This window comes from Pseudomonas sp. LBUM1678 (genome assembly GCF_059695575.1).
In genome coordinates this window covers 2,453,885-2,469,052 of sequence record NZ_CP166775.1, presented here as the reverse complement: position 1 = coordinate 2,469,052, position 15,168 = coordinate 2,453,885, and the positions used below count along the sequence as shown (strand labels likewise).

Here is a 15,168-nt window from a genome sequence, read left to right as displayed (position 1 = left end):
GCCTTAATAGCTGGTGATGTATCAATCACAGACCGGTAAGAGGTCAGTGGGAGGGGTCAAACTTTCACTGGTAAACAGAGAAGCGTGTATAGCACCCAGCAAGCGGTAGCAGCTCATGACGCTGCTGACGCTAGAGCGCGGCGCGCGATCGCTGCGTATGGCATCGATGAATTCACGGTCCTGCAACTCTACGCCGTCGGTTTGGGGTCCAATGCTCGAGAGGTCAACTGGCACACCATTCCCATCAGTTAAATCGTCATAGCGGGCGATGTAGGTACCTCGGTCGCCAATAAAACGAAAGTCACTGCCAAAAGGCCCTTCATTGTTGAAACTTAAGCTCAAGCTGCACAACGCACCGCTGTCGCTCTTGAGTTGCAGTGACATGTCCATTGCCGTCCCCAGATGGGTATCTATTGGGCCCAGCAACGCATTCCAGGCAACGATTTGACTGCCGGTTTGATATTGAAAAAGATCGACCGTATGCGCCGCGTGATGCCACAACAAGCTATCAGTCCATTCGCGCGGCTGACCTTGCGCGTTTAGATTTTCACGGCGCATGAAGTGCGTGGTAACTACCAACTGCTGGAGGCGTAAACGGTCCTCACGGACCTCCCGATTCAGCCACTGGTGAGGCGGGTTGAAACGCCGCGTATGTCCCACCATGGCAACGCAACGGCTTGCCAGACTGGCCCGCAGCAGGAGCTCGGCATCGACAAGATTGTCCGCCATCGGGATTTCTACCAGCACGTGCTTGCCGGCCGCCAGACATCTCATGGCTTGAGAAGCATGCAGGGGTGTTGGCGTGCACAGGATCAACGCGTCTACATTCGGATCAGCCAGCGCCTGATCGAGATCGCTGTAAGTGCTGCCAACTCCATAGTGTGCAGCGAGTAACTGGTTCTGCTGGGTATCAATACCCACTAGCGCTGTGACCACGGCTGTTTCGATCTTTGTCAGCACATCCAGATGTTTACGACCAAACGCACCCAGACCAACCAGCGCAATTCGCACTCGGGAGCTTTCGTCTGAATTAGTCATTTTCCAGTACCAGCAGTCCATAGGCTGTATTGGAGACTGGAATGTGGTGGAAGCGATGCACCTCGCTCACTCGCTCGTCCATGGCGCCACGCATGATCAGCCACATCACCAGCTCGATGCCTTCGGAGCCGGTTTCACGCAAGTATTCGGTATGGCCAATATTGAGGAGCTTCACTGGATCGCTGACGAATTGATCCATCCACTGAAGGTCGTAGTCGCGGTTGGTCAGCCCTGCCCGCTCACCCTGTAGCTGATGAGACATTCCACCGGTACCGAAGATGGCGACTTTGATGTCTTTATCGTAACTGTCGATGGCGCGGCGCAGCGCCTTGCCCAATTGGTAGCAGCGGTTGCCTGTAGGGGGCGGGTATTGAATAACGTTGACGCACAACGGGATCACTTTGCATGGCCACGCATCAGGCTGTCCGTAGGCCAAAGATAAGGGCACGGTCAAACCGTGATCGACGGTCATGTCTGTCACCAGGGTCATGTCAAACTCGTCAAGAATCAGTGACTCCGCGAGGTGCCAGGCGAAGTCAGGATCACCTTGAACCTGGGGCACAGGCCGTGGCCCATAGCCTTCATCATGAATGTCGAATGTCGCGCCCATGCCCAGCGCGAAGGTTGGAATCAGCGACAGATCGAACTGTGAAGCATGGTCGTTATAGACGACGATACAAAGGTCCGGCTTGTGTTCGGCGATCCACGCACGTGCAGGAGCGACGCCGTCAAACAGGGGTTTCCAATAGGGTTCACCGGTCTTGCCGTGGTCGATTGCCGCGCCAATTGCCGGCACATGTGATGTGCCTATCCCACCAATTAAGTCAGCCATGAAGTTGCTCCTTCTTGCTACGGTTGCCGACGATGGAGCGACCTCCATCGATCATCATTTTCTGGAACGCTTCGAGAGACATCCCATTGCCGGACATGGCTGCCCCTGCTTGTTGCATGCTTAAACCATCGAAGATGGCCAATTTGAAGGTGTAATAAATATTCCCACCCAACTTCAACATTTCCAGCCAGTCACGTGCCAGCACTGCCGAATGTTGCTGCTCGGTCATTGGGTGGTGCGCCAAATATCCGAGTGGGTCCAGGCGAAAAGCCTCACGGTTTTCAATCAGGTCCAGGGATTTGCAAAACATGTTCAGTGCATAGCCCTTACGATGGTGGCTACCGTCGAACACATAAGTGCCAGGTATGTCGTCGTAGTCTTTTGGCCGGTTCATAGCGGCTCCGTTATGAAAGATCGGGGTTAAACAGACTGGTTCGCCGTTGAATCAAGCCCAATACAAACGTGTCGGGTTGTCGACCAACAGCTTTTGCTGTAATTCGGGAGTGATAGCTATACGTGGGATGACGTCCACAAGGAGTCCATCGTCAGGCATGTGATCCTTGAGGTTGGGATGGGGCCAATCAGTCCCCCAAAGTACTCGGTCGGGGAATGTCTCGACGACCTTTCGCGCAAACGGAATCGCGTCACGGTACGGATGTGATTCGCCATTCAGCGCCGCCGGCCCGATAACACTTAAACGCTCTGGGCAACTGACTTTGGTCCAGATATTGGAATGCTCGCCGAGCAAGCGCAGAAACAGCTCGAATGACGCCCCGTCAACGCCTTCACTGACGTCCGGACGCCCCATATGGTCGACCACTACCGGCAGCGGCAGACCCACGAAGAAGTCCCAGAGTTCGGGCAAATCCTGCGCCTCGAAATACACCACTACATGCCAGCCCAGCGGCGCAATACGCTTCGCAATGGCCTGCAATTCTTCACGTGGTGTGAAATCCACCAGACGCTTTACGAAGTTGAACCGCACACCCCTGACTCCAGCGTTATGGAGCGCTTGCAACTCTTCGTCGGTTACGCTGTTCTTCAGCGTCACAACGCCTCGCGCCTTATTGCCGGCATGTAGCAAAGCATCTACCAATGCTCGATTGTCACTGCCGTGGCAGGTAGCTTGCACAATCACGCTTCGGTCGAAACCCAACCGTCGGTGTAACGCGAATAACTGCTCTTTGGAGGCGTCACACGGGGTGTACTTTCGTTCAGGAGCGTAGGGAAAACTGGCGCCTGGACCAAACACATGGCAGTGGGCATCCACCGCACCGGGTGGTAATTGAAAGATCGGCTTACTGGGGTCGGGATGAAAATTAAGCCAGCCAGGGGTGAGATAGCTCGTCATGATTGCTCTCGATTTGGGTGAAGCGGCAATGTTTAAATGCTGGAATCAGCAGAGAATCCAGGCCAGACGACACGTGGAATCAAGACTTCGCCCCGCATCAATAGGCGAGCAGTACGCAACAGGGTTGCACTCGTCACATTCGGTTCGCTTGAATCCGGGGCACTCTCAAGGCCCAGTTCCAGGGTGAACTCGCCCGTCGGGTGCTCCACGCTGACGGTCTGTTGAAGCCCACCCGGCACCACGGCCAGCCCATCAGCCACCGTGCCGCTTAGTACGCAAGCGGTGGCTACGGTAACGGCTGCCAGGACACCGATAGCGTCGTGACAAACATGCGGAATAAAACAGCGCGTAACGATGCTGCCGCCGTGCAACGGGGCGGCAAGCAAACACATTTTCGGGTAGTTGCGCGTACTGACGTCACCGAGTCCCATTAATTCGCCGCAAATCAGGCGCAGGGATTCAAGCCGAGTTTTAAGCTCATCATCGGAGTTGAGCATCGAAGTCGATTCATATCCCGTGCGACCCAACGCACTCGCAGGGAACAGGACCATGGGCATGCCGTTATCGATGCACGTCACGTCGAGCGAGAGGCCATCGGTCAACATGATCCTATCTCGCCGATTGCCCGTGGGCAGTAGATCTGCGCAGACCGATCCGGCAGTGTCCAGAAAATTGATGCCAATAGCCGCAGCCTGTCCCGGCACGCCATCGATGCGGGTATCGCCGGCATATTCGACGTGGCGTACACCGTTGAACTTCGGTGTCTGGACACTGATGTCACACTGCATGCTGGTGTTAAGCGTCAGCACACGCAATGTCGTCACATCGTCTTGGGCATCAATCAATCCACGCTCCAGGGCAAATGGCACCACGGCCGCCAGCATATTTCCGCAATTGGCTGTGGTGTCAACTTGATCGCTGTCAGGCTGAAGTTGTGCGAAGAGAAACTCTAGATCCACACCTGGTAGATCGCTGAGTGCAACAATACCCACTTTGCTAGTTAGCGGATGTGCGCCGCCCAAACCATCGATCTGTCGAAGATCTGGAGAGCCCATAACAGCGAGCAATACACGATCACGAGTAACAAGATCGCTGGGAAGGTCTGCGCGATCAAAGAACGGTCCACGTGAGGTACCGCCGCGCATGAATAGGCAAGGGATCGAAGTCTGAGTCATCATAGTGTGCTCGCAATCGTCGCTTTTTATTAGTCAGAGGTGGGCGTATTTTTCGCCGCCTTTACATTAGGGTGATGATAGGGAGCACCACCGAGGCCAGCAACGCGATCCATTGCATGACTGTTATCGAATATAAGCATTGCTCAAAGAATTCCACGAAAGAAAACACCGCCATGGGCACTCAGCTGACGACCCGAAAAAAACAATCGCGAGACGATCTGCCCATGGTTTATAGCGTCAAGTTCCCTTGATCACGGCCGCCAGCATTCGCGACATTTGCACAGCCCAAAAGATTTATTCAGTTAATCCAGGCCAACAAAGTTCTCGGCAATTACCGTCTGCGCAGCGCTTGAGCTCATGGTGTATTCCAATTCTGCGAGTTGTACCTTGCGATGAAATGGGTTATCAGAGAGTTTATGAAACAGCGTCGTCATCCACCACGAAAAGCGTGCAGCTTTCCACACTCGGTCCAAACAAACCTCCGAATACGCGTTAAGTTTTACTCGGTCATCGTTTTGGTAAAAATCTATTAACGCATCAGATAGATCTTTAGCATCGCAGACTGCGAGATTTAAACCTTTAGCACCCGTTGGCGGTACAATGTGCGCCGCGTCCCCAGCAAGAAACATCGATCCAAACTGCATCGGTTCGCAAACAAAGCTGCGTAATGGGGCGATGCTCATTTCGAGGGCCGGCCCTGTGACCAACCTATTGGCTGCTTCGGCAGGAAGGCGGCGTTTCAACTCAGTCCAGAAACGATCTTCAGACCAATTTTCAATATTTTCATCAATCGGAACCTGAATATAGTAACGACTTCTGGTTTTTGAACGCATTGAGCAAAGTGCATAACCATCTTCATGATGGCAATAGATGATTTCGTTGGAGACGGGCGGCACATCCGCCAGTACACCTAGCCAGCCAAACGGATAGGTATATTCGTATTCAGTGATCTCTCCCGGTGCGATGGATTTACGGCAAACACCATGAAAACCATCACACCCAGCGATGAAGTCACATTCGACCGTATGCGTTTCGCCATCTTTTTCATAGGTAACAAATGGTTTCCCACTATTGAAGCCGTGGGGCGTTACATTTGCAGCTTCATAGACAGTAACCGCGCCACTCGCTTCGCGAGCATCCATCAAGTCTCTCGTAACTTCAGTCTGGCCGTACACCATCAATATCTTGCCCCCCGTCAACTCCGTGAGGGGGATGCGTTCACTTCGACCATTAAAGAACAATTCAAAACCTTCTTGAACCAAACCATCGCGATCCATGCGTTCACCGACTCCGGCTTCACGCAGAATGTCGACCGTACACTGTTCTAGAACACCCGCACGAATCCGACCAAGGACATAGTCTTTGCTTTTAGCCTCAATAATTACATTATCGATACCTTGGTTTTGTAACAGTTGACCCAGCAGATGACCTGCCGGCCCACCGCCGACAATAGCAACTTTGGTTTTCATCGCAACCCTCTCTATTATTGTTGCCATATCACAACTGACAAGGAAAAAATCCATGCGCGGTTTGAAGCGAAACCGCCATTCAGACGTCCACACCCAAACTAGCGTTTTACTTATGCGGGGCGATACCGAGCCAACCGCGAATAAAATCGATACCTACTGAGCACCGTAAAACCTTCCGTTCCTACGCCACACCAAAGAAGATCTTCCGATAAGTATTAAGTATAAATTTGTTTTCGGCAGTAATATTCAATGCTCGATGACTTACTAAAGACTGGCGCCCGACATTCAGCTTGCCGAGCCCCTTTAACTAACACCCTGACTTTTGGTACTGATTCAAGTCGTCGTAATAAACCAACCCATGTTCCTGCAAAGTTGGGCGCATATTATAAATGTCCAGCCCGAGCTCGCCGCTGGACAGTCGATTACGCTTGCCGATCTCCATTGCTTCGCGTTGCCTGGCTGCAACACGGACTTCTTCCACGCGTAGGTGAGGCACCACGACCACTCCATCATCGTCTGCCACGATGGCATCACCCGCAACGATGTAAGCCCCAGCGCAGACAATTGGAATGTTGACCGATCCCAGGGTCGCCTTGATCGTACCCTTGGCATTGATCGATCGCGACCAGACTGGAAAACCCATTTCAGTCAGCGTCGAAACATCTCGACACCCCGCATCAATAATCAAGCCGCGTACGCCTTTTGCCATAAGTGAAGTCGCGAGCAGATCACCGAACATACCGTCATGGTTTTGCGAGGTACAACCTACAACCAGGATGTCTCCGGGTTTGCACATTTCCACCGCCACATGGAGCATCCAGTTGTCACCAGGCTGGGCCAGGACCGTCACCGCCGGGCCAGCAATCGCTGCGCCCTTGTAGATCGGCCGCATGTAAGGCTGAAGCAGGCCGCTACGACCCTGCGCCTCATGCACCGTAGCCACGCCCAACTTCGCCAGTTCCTCGCCAATTTGAGTGGAGAATCGTGGAAGGTTTCGGATCGCGACCCCGCTCATGACAAATCTCCTGTTACCCGCGGAAAGGCACTCTGATAGCCCTCGGCGTAAATAATGTCACGCTGGGCCGAAATTCCGATATTTCGCTTGGCCTGAACTCCACGCTGCAAAGCGACTCGGGTGTAGTACTCCCAAAGATGCTCCTGCCCGGCCATGCATTTGATAGCGGCCAGTTTCTGATCCCACACTGATGTGATATCCAGCAGCACGTCGGGTTTCCACTCGCACTGTTCCGGTTGGTGCGGTTCGAAACTGTAGACCGGTGGGGCGCCAACAATTTTTTCTCCGGGACGATAACCTTCCGCCTGAGCAATGATGCGCGCTTCCTGGGTGAGGTGCGTGGCCAAGGGATGGTCGTAGTTGTAGGGATCTTTGAGAGAGTGACTTAATGCAAATGCCGGCTGCACCCGACGAAACACATCTGCCAGGCGAAACAACACTTCCTTATCGGCGCGCATCGGATAATCACCGATGTCAAAAAACTCGATACTGGCGCCCAAAATGTCCGCTGCGGCCTGGGCTTCCGCCTGGCGCCCGGCCTTGACCTTGTCTTCGGTCATTTCACCCTTGCGCCACATTTTTGCCGACTCACCGCGCTCGCCAAAGGACAAGCACACGATGTGAACCTTGTAGCCCTGTAGGGTATGCAGAGCAATGGCCCCAGCGGCGCGCCAGACAAAATCGGCGGAGTGAGCGCTCACCACCAGGGCGGATTTTTGTTCGTTTGACATGTTGGAGTTCCTTTGTCTTTCAATAATCAGAAGAGGTAGCCAATACGTACAAAGCCTGAGTAATCGAACTTGTACCCGCCATCGACTTGCAGGTCGCGCGTGAGCTCGGTGTACAGCTGCACGTCGGGCCTGATCCAGTAACCCAGTCCGACACGCGCCCGGGTAGAATCCGAACGCCTGCCGGTATCAAAGCCGTCCAGTGTCGAATCCCCTCCCCAAGTTCGGGTCAGCCCTACTGAGCCGGTGACCTTGTTGGCAAAGGTGTAACTGAGCCAGGGTTGCAGAGTGAAGACAGGTTCTTGCTTGAACGTGCGATTGACTGGCGTAGATTCCTTATTATCGCTATGCCAAATGACGTCCCCGGTCAGCTCGGCACGCCAGGCACCGAAGCTCTCTGAATAACCGGCTTGCAGTGCTGCGGAAAAGCGGTTCTGTCCCATATTGACGCTGCTGTCATTGTCATAGCCGCCCGCGGGCAGGAACAGATAGCCAGTGATCCCCAGATAACGCTTATTCACCGTGTCGTTGAGAGGCCATGCGGTGAACGCTACGAATGGATCAGCCAGGCCGGAATCATCACCGATGTGGTTGCCGTTCACTTTCAGTTTTTGCGAACCGAAAGGAAGCCCGAGTTGCACCTGAACCCTCGTCTGGTCTATATCGAACATGTGGAACAACCGAACCAGTCCGATCCGTGTGTCCAGCTGCGTGTCGTGGTCGACGGTCGCGCCCTCTTCCGGGTGATATTCAGTTGCCCGTCCACCTCCCAGGTAAAGCATTGCAATGCTGCTACCGGCCGGGGCCGGCACGTAGGCACCGGGAGAGACGTCCAGCGCCAAGACCTCCGGAAGAAACCCGAGTGCAGCGACAGCGCCGATCGGGACAGTGGTTTTCCGTATGCTGCGAGGTATAGAAATCATGCGTTGTTCTCCGTTGTTGTTTTTGTTCGGAATACACGATCGTTGTACTGGTGACGGCGAGCCAGGCCACCAGGCTAAGGAGCAAGGCCGACGAGCGAATGTGATCACTCGCCGGTTGCCGATTAAAGATCGAGGACCAGACGCTTGCTTTTGGCGCGTGAGCAGCAAGGTGTGAACTGGTCGTTGGTGGCTTTTTCGCGATCACTCAAGTAGAAATCCCGATGATCCGGAACCCCTTCCAACACCTTCGTTACACAGGTGCCACAAATGCCTTGCTCACAGGAAACCGGGATCTCGATACCCGCCTCCAGCAACACACTCAGGACCGTTTGCTGTGGTCCGACCTCTAGTACCTGGCCAGTGCTCGCCAGTTGGATCTCGAACTGATCACCACCTTGTTCTTCACCGCTAACTGGGGCGCTGAAATACTCGCGGTGTAGATTTGACTCTGGCCAATGCAGCTCGCGCGCAACACCGAGTACGAAGTCCATGAACCCGCCGGGCCCGCAAATGTAGAGGTGCTTTTTTGGGTCCGGGTTACAGAGCAAAAGCCTGACGTCCAGCCGTGCCTGACCGTCATCGTCGTCGAACTGGCATTGACTGCTATCGCAATAGGGCCCCGCCTCCAATCGTTTGACGAACGCTGCGCTGGAGGCGTTGCGGGCGAAATAAAAGAGGGAAAAATGTTGTCCTCGGTCACTCAGGAATTCCGCCATGCTGAGGATCGGGGTGATGCCAATACCTCCCGCGAATAACAGCGACTGACCAGCGCTCGCGTCCAATTCGAAAAGGTTGCGTGGTGCACTGATCAATACTCTTTGACCGACGTGCAGCTCTTCATGCATCCCTTTGGAACCGCCTCGGGATTCTGCCGTTTTCAAGACACCCAACTGATAGCGATGGCGTTCTTGCGGGTTATTGCAGAGCGAGTACTGACGGATCAGTCCGGGCCGGATTTGAACGTCGATGTGCGAGCCCGCCGTGAATGGTGGTAAAGCGCTGCCATCGGAGGACTGGAACTCGAACAGGAAAATGTTCTCTGCTTCCAGTTCCTTATGGGTGAGGATGACCTCAAACATCACGACCTCCACTCGCTTGCGGGGCGAACAGGTGCTCGTCCTCGGCGTGGATACTGCAGAACGCCTCTTGGCTGGTATTGGGATCAATGATGCCGGTGATCACTACCATGTCTTTGAAATTGTTTTCTTCATGGGTGCGCACGACTCCACGTGGATCCTTGCCTTCGAGTACATCTCGAGCGCCCTCGTCGAGCATCCGGCGGGCACGCATGATCGCCACATCCGTGGTGCCCAAATGTTCATGGATATGGTCGTGGATAACGCCTTGGGATTGCGTAATGGCAACATCGTGCACCGAGAAACACTCGCCCATGCCCAGGTAAGTGGCCTCTTGCATCGACCCGCGATCTTGCATGAAGAGCGGATCTTCGGCTCGCAGCATGCGATCGCTCTCGTCTTTCTCCGCACTGTATTGCTTATCCAGGCTTTCCTTATCAAGTTGCCCGCTGCGGTGATAGATGAACTCCCAACGCCAGTGCGCGTGATCATCGATTGGGACATCCCACAACATGGTGAGGCCGCCATCTCCCAGATAGCCTTCGTATCCACCGACGGCGCAGGCGTTAGGCATGACGTAATTGGTGATTCGGATTGAGGTATCGCGGGTTTCACCAATTGTGCGCTTGGTATAAAGACGAACACCGAACCGGGTGTCTTCGATACTGATGATCGGACGTGCCTTGTTTGAAAATACACCCCACCGCGCCTGCATGGTTTCATCGGTAAGATTCACCTGATGCAGATAGGAGGTATGCACAGGGTCAATGTTGCCTTCACTGGCTTGAAGCCAATTGCAGTCACCGCGCCAGCGGCAGGTGTAACGGTGCTCATTGCCGCCTGCCAGCGCCGGATAACGTGGAAAAAGCGGCGGCTCGCCTGGCCCCATATAGGCCCAAAACGCACCTGCAGCTTCATGCAGTGGATAGGATTTAATTCGTACCTTGTCCTTGGCGGTCGGGGAGTTTTCAGCCGGTTGATCCAGGCATTTACCTTTACTGTCGAACAACCACCCGTGATACGGACAGCGCAAGCCTCCGTCTTCGATACGGCCCAACGCCAAGTCTGAACAGCGGTGCGCGCACTTACGATTGATCAGGCCGACCGTCCCTTCATTGTCGCGAAAGAGCACCAGGTCTTCGCCCATGATCCGCACGGGAAAGGGCGCCGAGCCAAGCGGCACTGCGCCCGCCAAAGCGATGGGCTGCCAATAGCGGCGCAATAGTTCACCGGCCGGCGTTCCACGATTGGTGCGCGTCAGATATTGATAGCGCCCAGGACCGCGTTCCTTGGGAATGCTGTCTTGAACCACAGAGGTCAGGCTGGTCGGGTCCATCGGTTAAATCCTGTTATCAAGTAACTCGCCACCGGAAGGAGGAACTCCTACGCAGGCGAACGGTTACGTTTTTATTGGAGACTTACGTGTCGTTGGCTGAGGTCAACAGTGAGGCCTGGTGACGGGCCCGATCAATGGCGCCCAATGACTAGCAGCTATGCAGAATTTGATAGCGCTGCTCGATCTACTGACAGTTGTGATAGGTGCCGCAGGGGTGCATCCTGCTTTGTATCGCAACGACAAAATCAACCAAGTCCGACAAGAAAAAAAACAGGAGTGGAATGGACATCAAGCAGCTTGAATACTTCAGGCAGGTCGCCGAACTCGGCAGTTTCAGCCGTGCATCGGCGTTTCTGGATATCGCTCAGCCGGCACTAAGCCGTCAGATCCGACAGCTGGAAATCGAACTGCACGCATCACTGTTCGAACGCACTGGCCGTGGCGTTACGCTGACGGCGGCAGGTACTCGGTTGCTAAAGCATTCGCGAGCCATCCTTCGGCAAATCGATCTTGCGCGAGCAGATATCGATCAAAACCGGGATATAGCCGAAGGGCGACTGGTGCTGGGTTGGCCTCCCAGTTTTAGCCGCACCGCCACGGTGCCGTTGGTGGAAGCGTTTCGGGAACAATTTCCACGTGTGACGTTGTGCTTGGTGGAAGGTTTGTCGACGCATATTCTCGAGTGGCTGAGCATTGGCCGCCTCGATTGCGGCGTGGTGTACAACACCACGCCGACGGCGAATGTGGATCTTTTGCCACTTTCCGAGGAACCCCTATTTCTGATTTCTCCGCGTGCCCCTGATGACACCTCCACTTTCGGAGGATCCATCAAGCTCGAAGCGCTCGCAGAGCTGCAATTCATCATGCCACCGCATCCGAACAACATTCGTCTCTTGCTTGAACAGGCGCTGGCGACGGTAGAGAGAAAAGTCAAAATTCGTTATGAGATAGAAAGCATTCCTGCGGCCCACGAACTGGTGCGGCGCGGATACGGCCATGTCGTCCTGCCCATGAATGCCATAGATGTGGACCTCTGTCGCGTAGACAACCTGCTCAGTGTTCGGGCGATAGAGCCTGAACTGGTCACTACCCTTTGGCTGGCCACCTCTACTCACCGCCCCTGCAACCTGTTGACCCAGCAAGCTTTGAGGATTATCGACTCCGTCATTCGAGAAGAGATCCGGCACCGTTCGGTTGCCCTGCGTTCGTTGATGCTCCCCAGCTGAGCCATGCTTTTGTTCGATAACAGCGATGCGCCAGATCGCATTGCTGGTGTCCATAGGCCTCCCTACCATCGGTACGTGTCTAATTCCTCTTGCGGACAAGTATCTAACGGCAACTAAGCAATAGCTTAGTTGTTGTCCTAGATCGCTTTTCCACGGATCTGACACTGATGGGTATCAGAATGCTTACGCAGGTTGAGCATTTCAGCTACCTGCGTTCGCCCCAAAAATCAAACTAACGCCTACCCGGTTCTCGGCGTAGTCACTTGCTGTCGCCTCACCATAAAAATAAAAGAGAGGAAACATGAACACTGCGTTCAAGCATCGCTTTGTCCGAAGTTTTGCATGTTGCATGAGCGGACTCGCGTTGGGTGCTTCAGCCCTGACGCACGCTTCAAACGGTATGTACTCCGATGGTCAAGGACTAAAAAGCACGACGATGGGGGGGGCTGCAATTGCATTACCGCAGGACGCCATGGCCGCGGCGTCCAATCCGGCAGGCATGGCGTATGTAGGCAATAGAGTTGACGGCGACGTTCAGATATTCATTGGCAGCAATGAGGCAAGTTATGGCTCCCCTGACAACCGTCTGCGAGGTCATAAAACTGCCGTCATTCCCGAATTCGGTTTCAACTACGACCTTTCACCAAAGTGGAGCGTCGGCGTGTCTTCGATTGGAGCTGGAGTGGGCTGGGATTACGATGGCCCGCTGTTTCAGAATCAGGGATTGCCACGGTTTCAGGCAATGTTTAAACAGGCCGGCATCGCGCCTACGGTAGCTTACAAAGTCACTGACAGCTTTGCGCTGGGTGTTTCAATAACAGCAGCCTATCAGTCTCTTTTTATTCGTGGCGCCGCGCTGCCGACACCCGTCGGACCAGTCATTTTGCCGAATCATGGCACTCAAGGCGCCTGGAGTTATGGGTTCCGCTTGGGCGCCTTGTGGACACCCATAGCGCCCTTGACCCTGGGTCTCTCCTATATCAGCAAGCAGAAAGCGAGCAGCTTCGACGGTTACAAGGATGATCTGTTGGCAGTGGCCGACGGGAAGCTCGACAGCCCCGAGATCCTCGGTGCCGGCTTGGCCTGGCGACCCACCGGCAAGCTGACCGTTGCCTTCGATTATCGGTTGATCCGCTGGTCTGGTGTTGAAGCATTAAACAGCGACCAGACCTTTGGCTGGCGTGATCAGCACAACATGCGCCTGGGGCTGGCCTATCAACTCAATGAGCAGTGGACGGTTCGTACGGGTATCAACTACGCCAACCGTCAATTAGCCAGTGATTCCCTCGTCGCCAACATCCTGGTGCCCGGGATGCTGCACAAATCTTACAGCGCCGGTGTGACACGCACGGTAGGTGATAACGGAGAAGCGACCTTCGGCCTGGTCAAGGATATCAGTGAGCATGTCACCGGCACTGGCAAAAGCAGCGGATCGACCCTCGACATCAAATACGGCTACGTCGTAATGGGTTATGGCTACAAATTCTGATCAATATCGCCAATCACCGGGAGTTGCCATGAAACAACCTATCTTCGACTTTAAAAAAGAACTGTCGGACAATGTTCGCTCACGATTCTATATCGCGGGGAAGTGGATGCCGGCGCACGGAGTTCAGCGCTGTGTGCTGATTGACCCTTCGACCGAGGCACCCTTATGCGATGCACCTTTGGCGAATTTTTCCGACATAGATGAAGCCGTCACTGCAGCCCGTGAGGCTTTCGATGTCGGACCTTGGGCGCGTATGACAGGCCCGCAGCGAGCAACACACGTGCGCAATTTTTCAGAGATCGTCAATGATCGATTGCAACTGCTGACTCGTCTTTGGACAGCCCAGGTTGGAGCGCCGGTGGCTTTTGCGAACCTTTTCACCAGCTTCGCGCCGACTGCGTTCGACTACTATGCGCATTTGGCTGAAACATTCGATTTCACTCAAGTACGCGAGACGCACCAAGGCAGCGCCAATGTTGTCCATCATCCAGTGGGAGTAGTCGCTCTTATTGCCCCCTGGAATGCGCAGTTACCTATCCTGGCTTTCAAACTTGGAGCCGCACTCGCAGCGGGTTGCACGGTAATTATCAAATCCCCCCCTGAATCCCCCTTCGATGCCCTGGTGTTGGCCGAGTGCGCCGAAGAAGCGGGCATTCCCGCCGGCGTGATTAATGTTGTCACAGCAGATCGTGAAGAAGGCGCCTACCTTGTGGCGTCGTCCGGGGTCGATAAGGTCAGCTTTACCGGCAGCACTGCTGTAGGCAAAGACATCGCGAATGTCTGTATCAAGCGCATGGCACGGTTTACCCTGGAGCTGGGCGGCAAGTCAGCCGCGATTATGCTAGATGACGCCGACCTGCAAACGACTGTCGGAACTCTGGTCAATTTCAGCATGCCGTTTTCTGGGCAAATATGTTTCTCTCAGACGCGGCTTCTGGTGCCCCAATCCCGATATGAAGAGTTCGTGGCCGCCTATACGCAGGCAATCGCCAGCCTGACAGTCGGCGATCCTTGGGACGATGCGACTCACATGGGGCCGGTGGCCAGCGCTGTCCAATATGAGCGGATCCTGGCCTACATTCAGATCGGCCTTGAAGAAGGAGCGCGCATCGCCGCAGGTGGCGCGCGGGTCGAAGGGTGTGAGCAAGGTTACTTTATTCAACCAACCGTATTCGTCGATGTAACACCTGAAATGACGATTGCACGCCAGGAAATCTTTGGCCCTGTGGTGGTGATCATGGCCTATGAAGATGAAGCACACGCGTTGCGCTTGGCCAATGACAGTGACTTCGGATTGAGCGGAAGTGTATTCAGTGCCTCTACCGAACGAGCCGCTGCCTTCGCCCGCCAGATCAAAACCGGCAACGTGAGTATCAACGGCTTGCAGTTGGCGCCCAACGTGCCCTTTGGTGGTTTCAAGCAATCAGGCATGGGACGTGAAGGCGGCCCGGAGGGGTTGGAGGCATTTCTCGAATCTCAAGCTATCTACTTCCCCGCTGCCTGAGCCTCC

Annotated in this window: 14 protein-coding genes; 3 read left to right on the top strand and 11 right to left on the bottom strand. The window is 54.5% G+C overall.

Annotated elements, in window-relative coordinates; genetic code table 11:
• Positions 1-21: 21 nt before the first annotated feature.
• From ACA070_RS11305 to ACA070_RS11255, 11 genes are all read right to left on the bottom strand, one after another.
• Complete coding sequence (locus ACA070_RS11305; RefSeq protein ID WP_497451172.1) at positions 22-1,038, bottom strand: Gfo/Idh/MocA family oxidoreductase; 1,017 nt, start codon at positions 1,036-1,038, stop codon at positions 22-24.
• Positions 1,031-1,870 (bottom strand): class III extradiol dioxygenase subunit beta, encoded by an 840-nt coding sequence (locus ACA070_RS11300; RefSeq protein ID WP_497451171.1) that lies wholly within the window; start codon positions 1,868-1,870, stop codon positions 1,031-1,033. The genes ACA070_RS11305 and ACA070_RS11300 overlap by 8 nt, the downstream gene beginning before the upstream one ends.
• On the bottom strand, positions 1,863-2,264 hold the full coding sequence (gene ligA, locus ACA070_RS11295) for a protocatechuate 4,5-dioxygenase subunit alpha (RefSeq protein ID WP_497451170.1): 402 nt from the start codon (positions 2,262-2,264) through the stop codon (positions 1,863-1,865). Before ligA ends, ACA070_RS11300 begins: the two co-directional genes overlap by 8 nt.
• 51 nt (positions 2,265-2,315) lie before the next feature.
• Positions 2,316-3,221, bottom strand: coding sequence for an amidohydrolase family protein (locus ACA070_RS11290; protein ID WP_497451169.1), 906 nt, complete (start codon positions 3,219-3,221; stop codon positions 2,316-2,318).
• A gap of 32 nt (positions 3,222-3,253) precedes the next feature.
• Positions 3,254-4,396, bottom strand: a complete 1,143-nt coding sequence (locus tag ACA070_RS11285) for a 4-oxalomesaconate tautomerase (protein ID WP_497451939.1) — start codon at positions 4,394-4,396, stop codon at positions 3,254-3,256.
• Between the two features lie 302 nt (positions 4,397-4,698).
• Positions 4,699-5,865, bottom strand: coding sequence for a 4-hydroxybenzoate 3-monooxygenase (gene pobA, locus ACA070_RS11280; RefSeq protein WP_497451168.1), 1,167 nt, complete (start codon positions 5,863-5,865; stop codon positions 4,699-4,701).
• Positions 5,866-6,172: 307 nt separating this feature from the next.
• Entirely contained in the window at positions 6,173-6,880 is a 708-nt protein-coding gene (locus tag ACA070_RS11275) for a 4-carboxy-4-hydroxy-2-oxoadipate aldolase/oxaloacetate decarboxylase (protein WP_497451167.1), read from the bottom strand.
• Complete coding sequence (gene galB, locus ACA070_RS11270; RefSeq protein ID WP_497451166.1) at positions 6,877-7,611, bottom strand: 4-oxalmesaconate hydratase; 735 nt, start codon at positions 7,609-7,611, stop codon at positions 6,877-6,879. Before galB ends, ACA070_RS11275 begins: the two co-directional genes overlap by 4 nt.
• Positions 7,612-7,637: 26 nt before the next feature.
• The gene (locus tag ACA070_RS11265; protein WP_497451165.1) at positions 7,638-8,531 is read right to left on the bottom strand and encodes a transporter; all 894 of its coding nucleotides are present in this window, start codon (positions 8,529-8,531) and stop codon (positions 7,638-7,640) included.
• A gap of 122 nt (positions 8,532-8,653) precedes the next feature.
• Positions 8,654-9,610 carry a PDR/VanB family oxidoreductase gene (locus ACA070_RS11260; RefSeq protein WP_497451164.1) on the bottom strand — a complete coding sequence of 319 codons (957 nt, stop codon included), beginning with the start codon at positions 9,608-9,610 and terminating at the stop codon, positions 8,654-8,656.
• A complete protein-coding gene (locus ACA070_RS11255) occupies positions 9,603-10,943 on the bottom strand; it encodes a Rieske 2Fe-2S domain-containing protein (RefSeq protein ID WP_497451163.1) in 1,341 nt (446 codons plus the stop codon). The genes ACA070_RS11260 and ACA070_RS11255 overlap by 8 nt, the downstream gene beginning before the upstream one ends.
• A 281-nt stretch (positions 10,944-11,224) precedes the next feature.
• On the opposite strand from ACA070_RS11255, the gene ACA070_RS11250 reads away from it, so the two are divergent.
• The 3 genes from ACA070_RS11250 (at position 11,225) to ACA070_RS11240 (ending at position 15,162) form a co-directional block, all read left to right on the top strand.
• A complete protein-coding gene (locus tag ACA070_RS11250; protein WP_497451162.1) occupies positions 11,225-12,169 on the top strand; it encodes a LysR family transcriptional regulator in 945 nt (314 codons plus the stop codon).
• Positions 12,170-12,470: 301 nt separating this feature from the next.
• The gene (locus tag ACA070_RS11245; RefSeq protein WP_497451161.1) at positions 12,471-13,658 is read left to right on the top strand and encodes an OmpP1/FadL family transporter; all 1,188 of its coding nucleotides are present in this window, start codon (positions 12,471-12,473) and stop codon (positions 13,656-13,658) included.
• A gap of 28 nt (positions 13,659-13,686) precedes the next feature.
• Positions 13,687-15,162, top strand: coding sequence for an aldehyde dehydrogenase (locus tag ACA070_RS11240; RefSeq protein ID WP_497451160.1), 1,476 nt, complete (start codon positions 13,687-13,689; stop codon positions 15,160-15,162).
• The last annotated feature ends 6 nt before the right edge of the window (positions 15,163-15,168 follow it).

Coding starts and splice junctions, on each gene's coding strand:
- ACA070_RS11305 (WP_497451172.1), bottom strand. CDS start 1,038: ATGACTAATTCAGACGAAAGCTCCCGAGTGCGAATTGCGCTGGTTGGT.
- ACA070_RS11300 (WP_497451171.1), bottom strand. CDS start 1,870: ATGGCTGACTTAATTGGTGGGATAGGCACATCACATGTGCCGGCAATT.
- ligA (WP_497451170.1), bottom strand. CDS start 2,264: ATGAACCGGCCAAAAGACTACGACGACATACCTGGCACTTATGTGTTC.
- ACA070_RS11290 (WP_497451169.1), bottom strand. CDS start 3,221: ATGACGAGCTATCTCACCCCTGGCTGGCTTAATTTTCATCCCGACCCC.
- ACA070_RS11285 (WP_497451939.1), bottom strand. CDS start 4,396: ATGACTCAGACTTCGATCCCTTGCCTATTCATGCGCGGCGGTACCTCA.
- pobA (WP_497451168.1), bottom strand. CDS start 5,865: ATGAAAACCAAAGTTGCTATTGTCGGCGGTGGGCCGGCAGGTCATCTG.
- ACA070_RS11275 (WP_497451167.1), bottom strand. CDS start 6,880: ATGAGCGGGGTCGCGATCCGAAACCTTCCACGATTCTCCACTCAAATT.
- galB (WP_497451166.1), bottom strand. CDS start 7,611: ATGTCAAACGAACAAAAATCCGCCCTGGTGGTGAGCGCTCACTCCGCC.
- ACA070_RS11265 (WP_497451165.1), bottom strand. CDS start 8,531: ATGATTTCTATACCTCGCAGCATACGGAAAACCACTGTCCCGATCGGC.
- ACA070_RS11260 (WP_497451164.1), bottom strand. CDS start 9,610: ATGTTTGAGGTCATCCTCACCCATAAGGAACTGGAAGCAGAGAACATT.
- ACA070_RS11255 (WP_497451163.1), bottom strand. CDS start 10,943: ATGGACCCGACCAGCCTGACCTCTGTGGTTCAAGACAGCATTCCCAAG.
- ACA070_RS11250 (WP_497451162.1), top strand. CDS start 11,225: ATGGACATCAAGCAGCTTGAATACTTCAGGCAGGTCGCCGAACTCGGC.
- ACA070_RS11245 (WP_497451161.1), top strand. CDS start 12,471: ATGAACACTGCGTTCAAGCATCGCTTTGTCCGAAGTTTTGCATGTTGC.
- ACA070_RS11240 (WP_497451160.1), top strand. CDS start 13,687: ATGAAACAACCTATCTTCGACTTTAAAAAAGAACTGTCGGACAATGTT.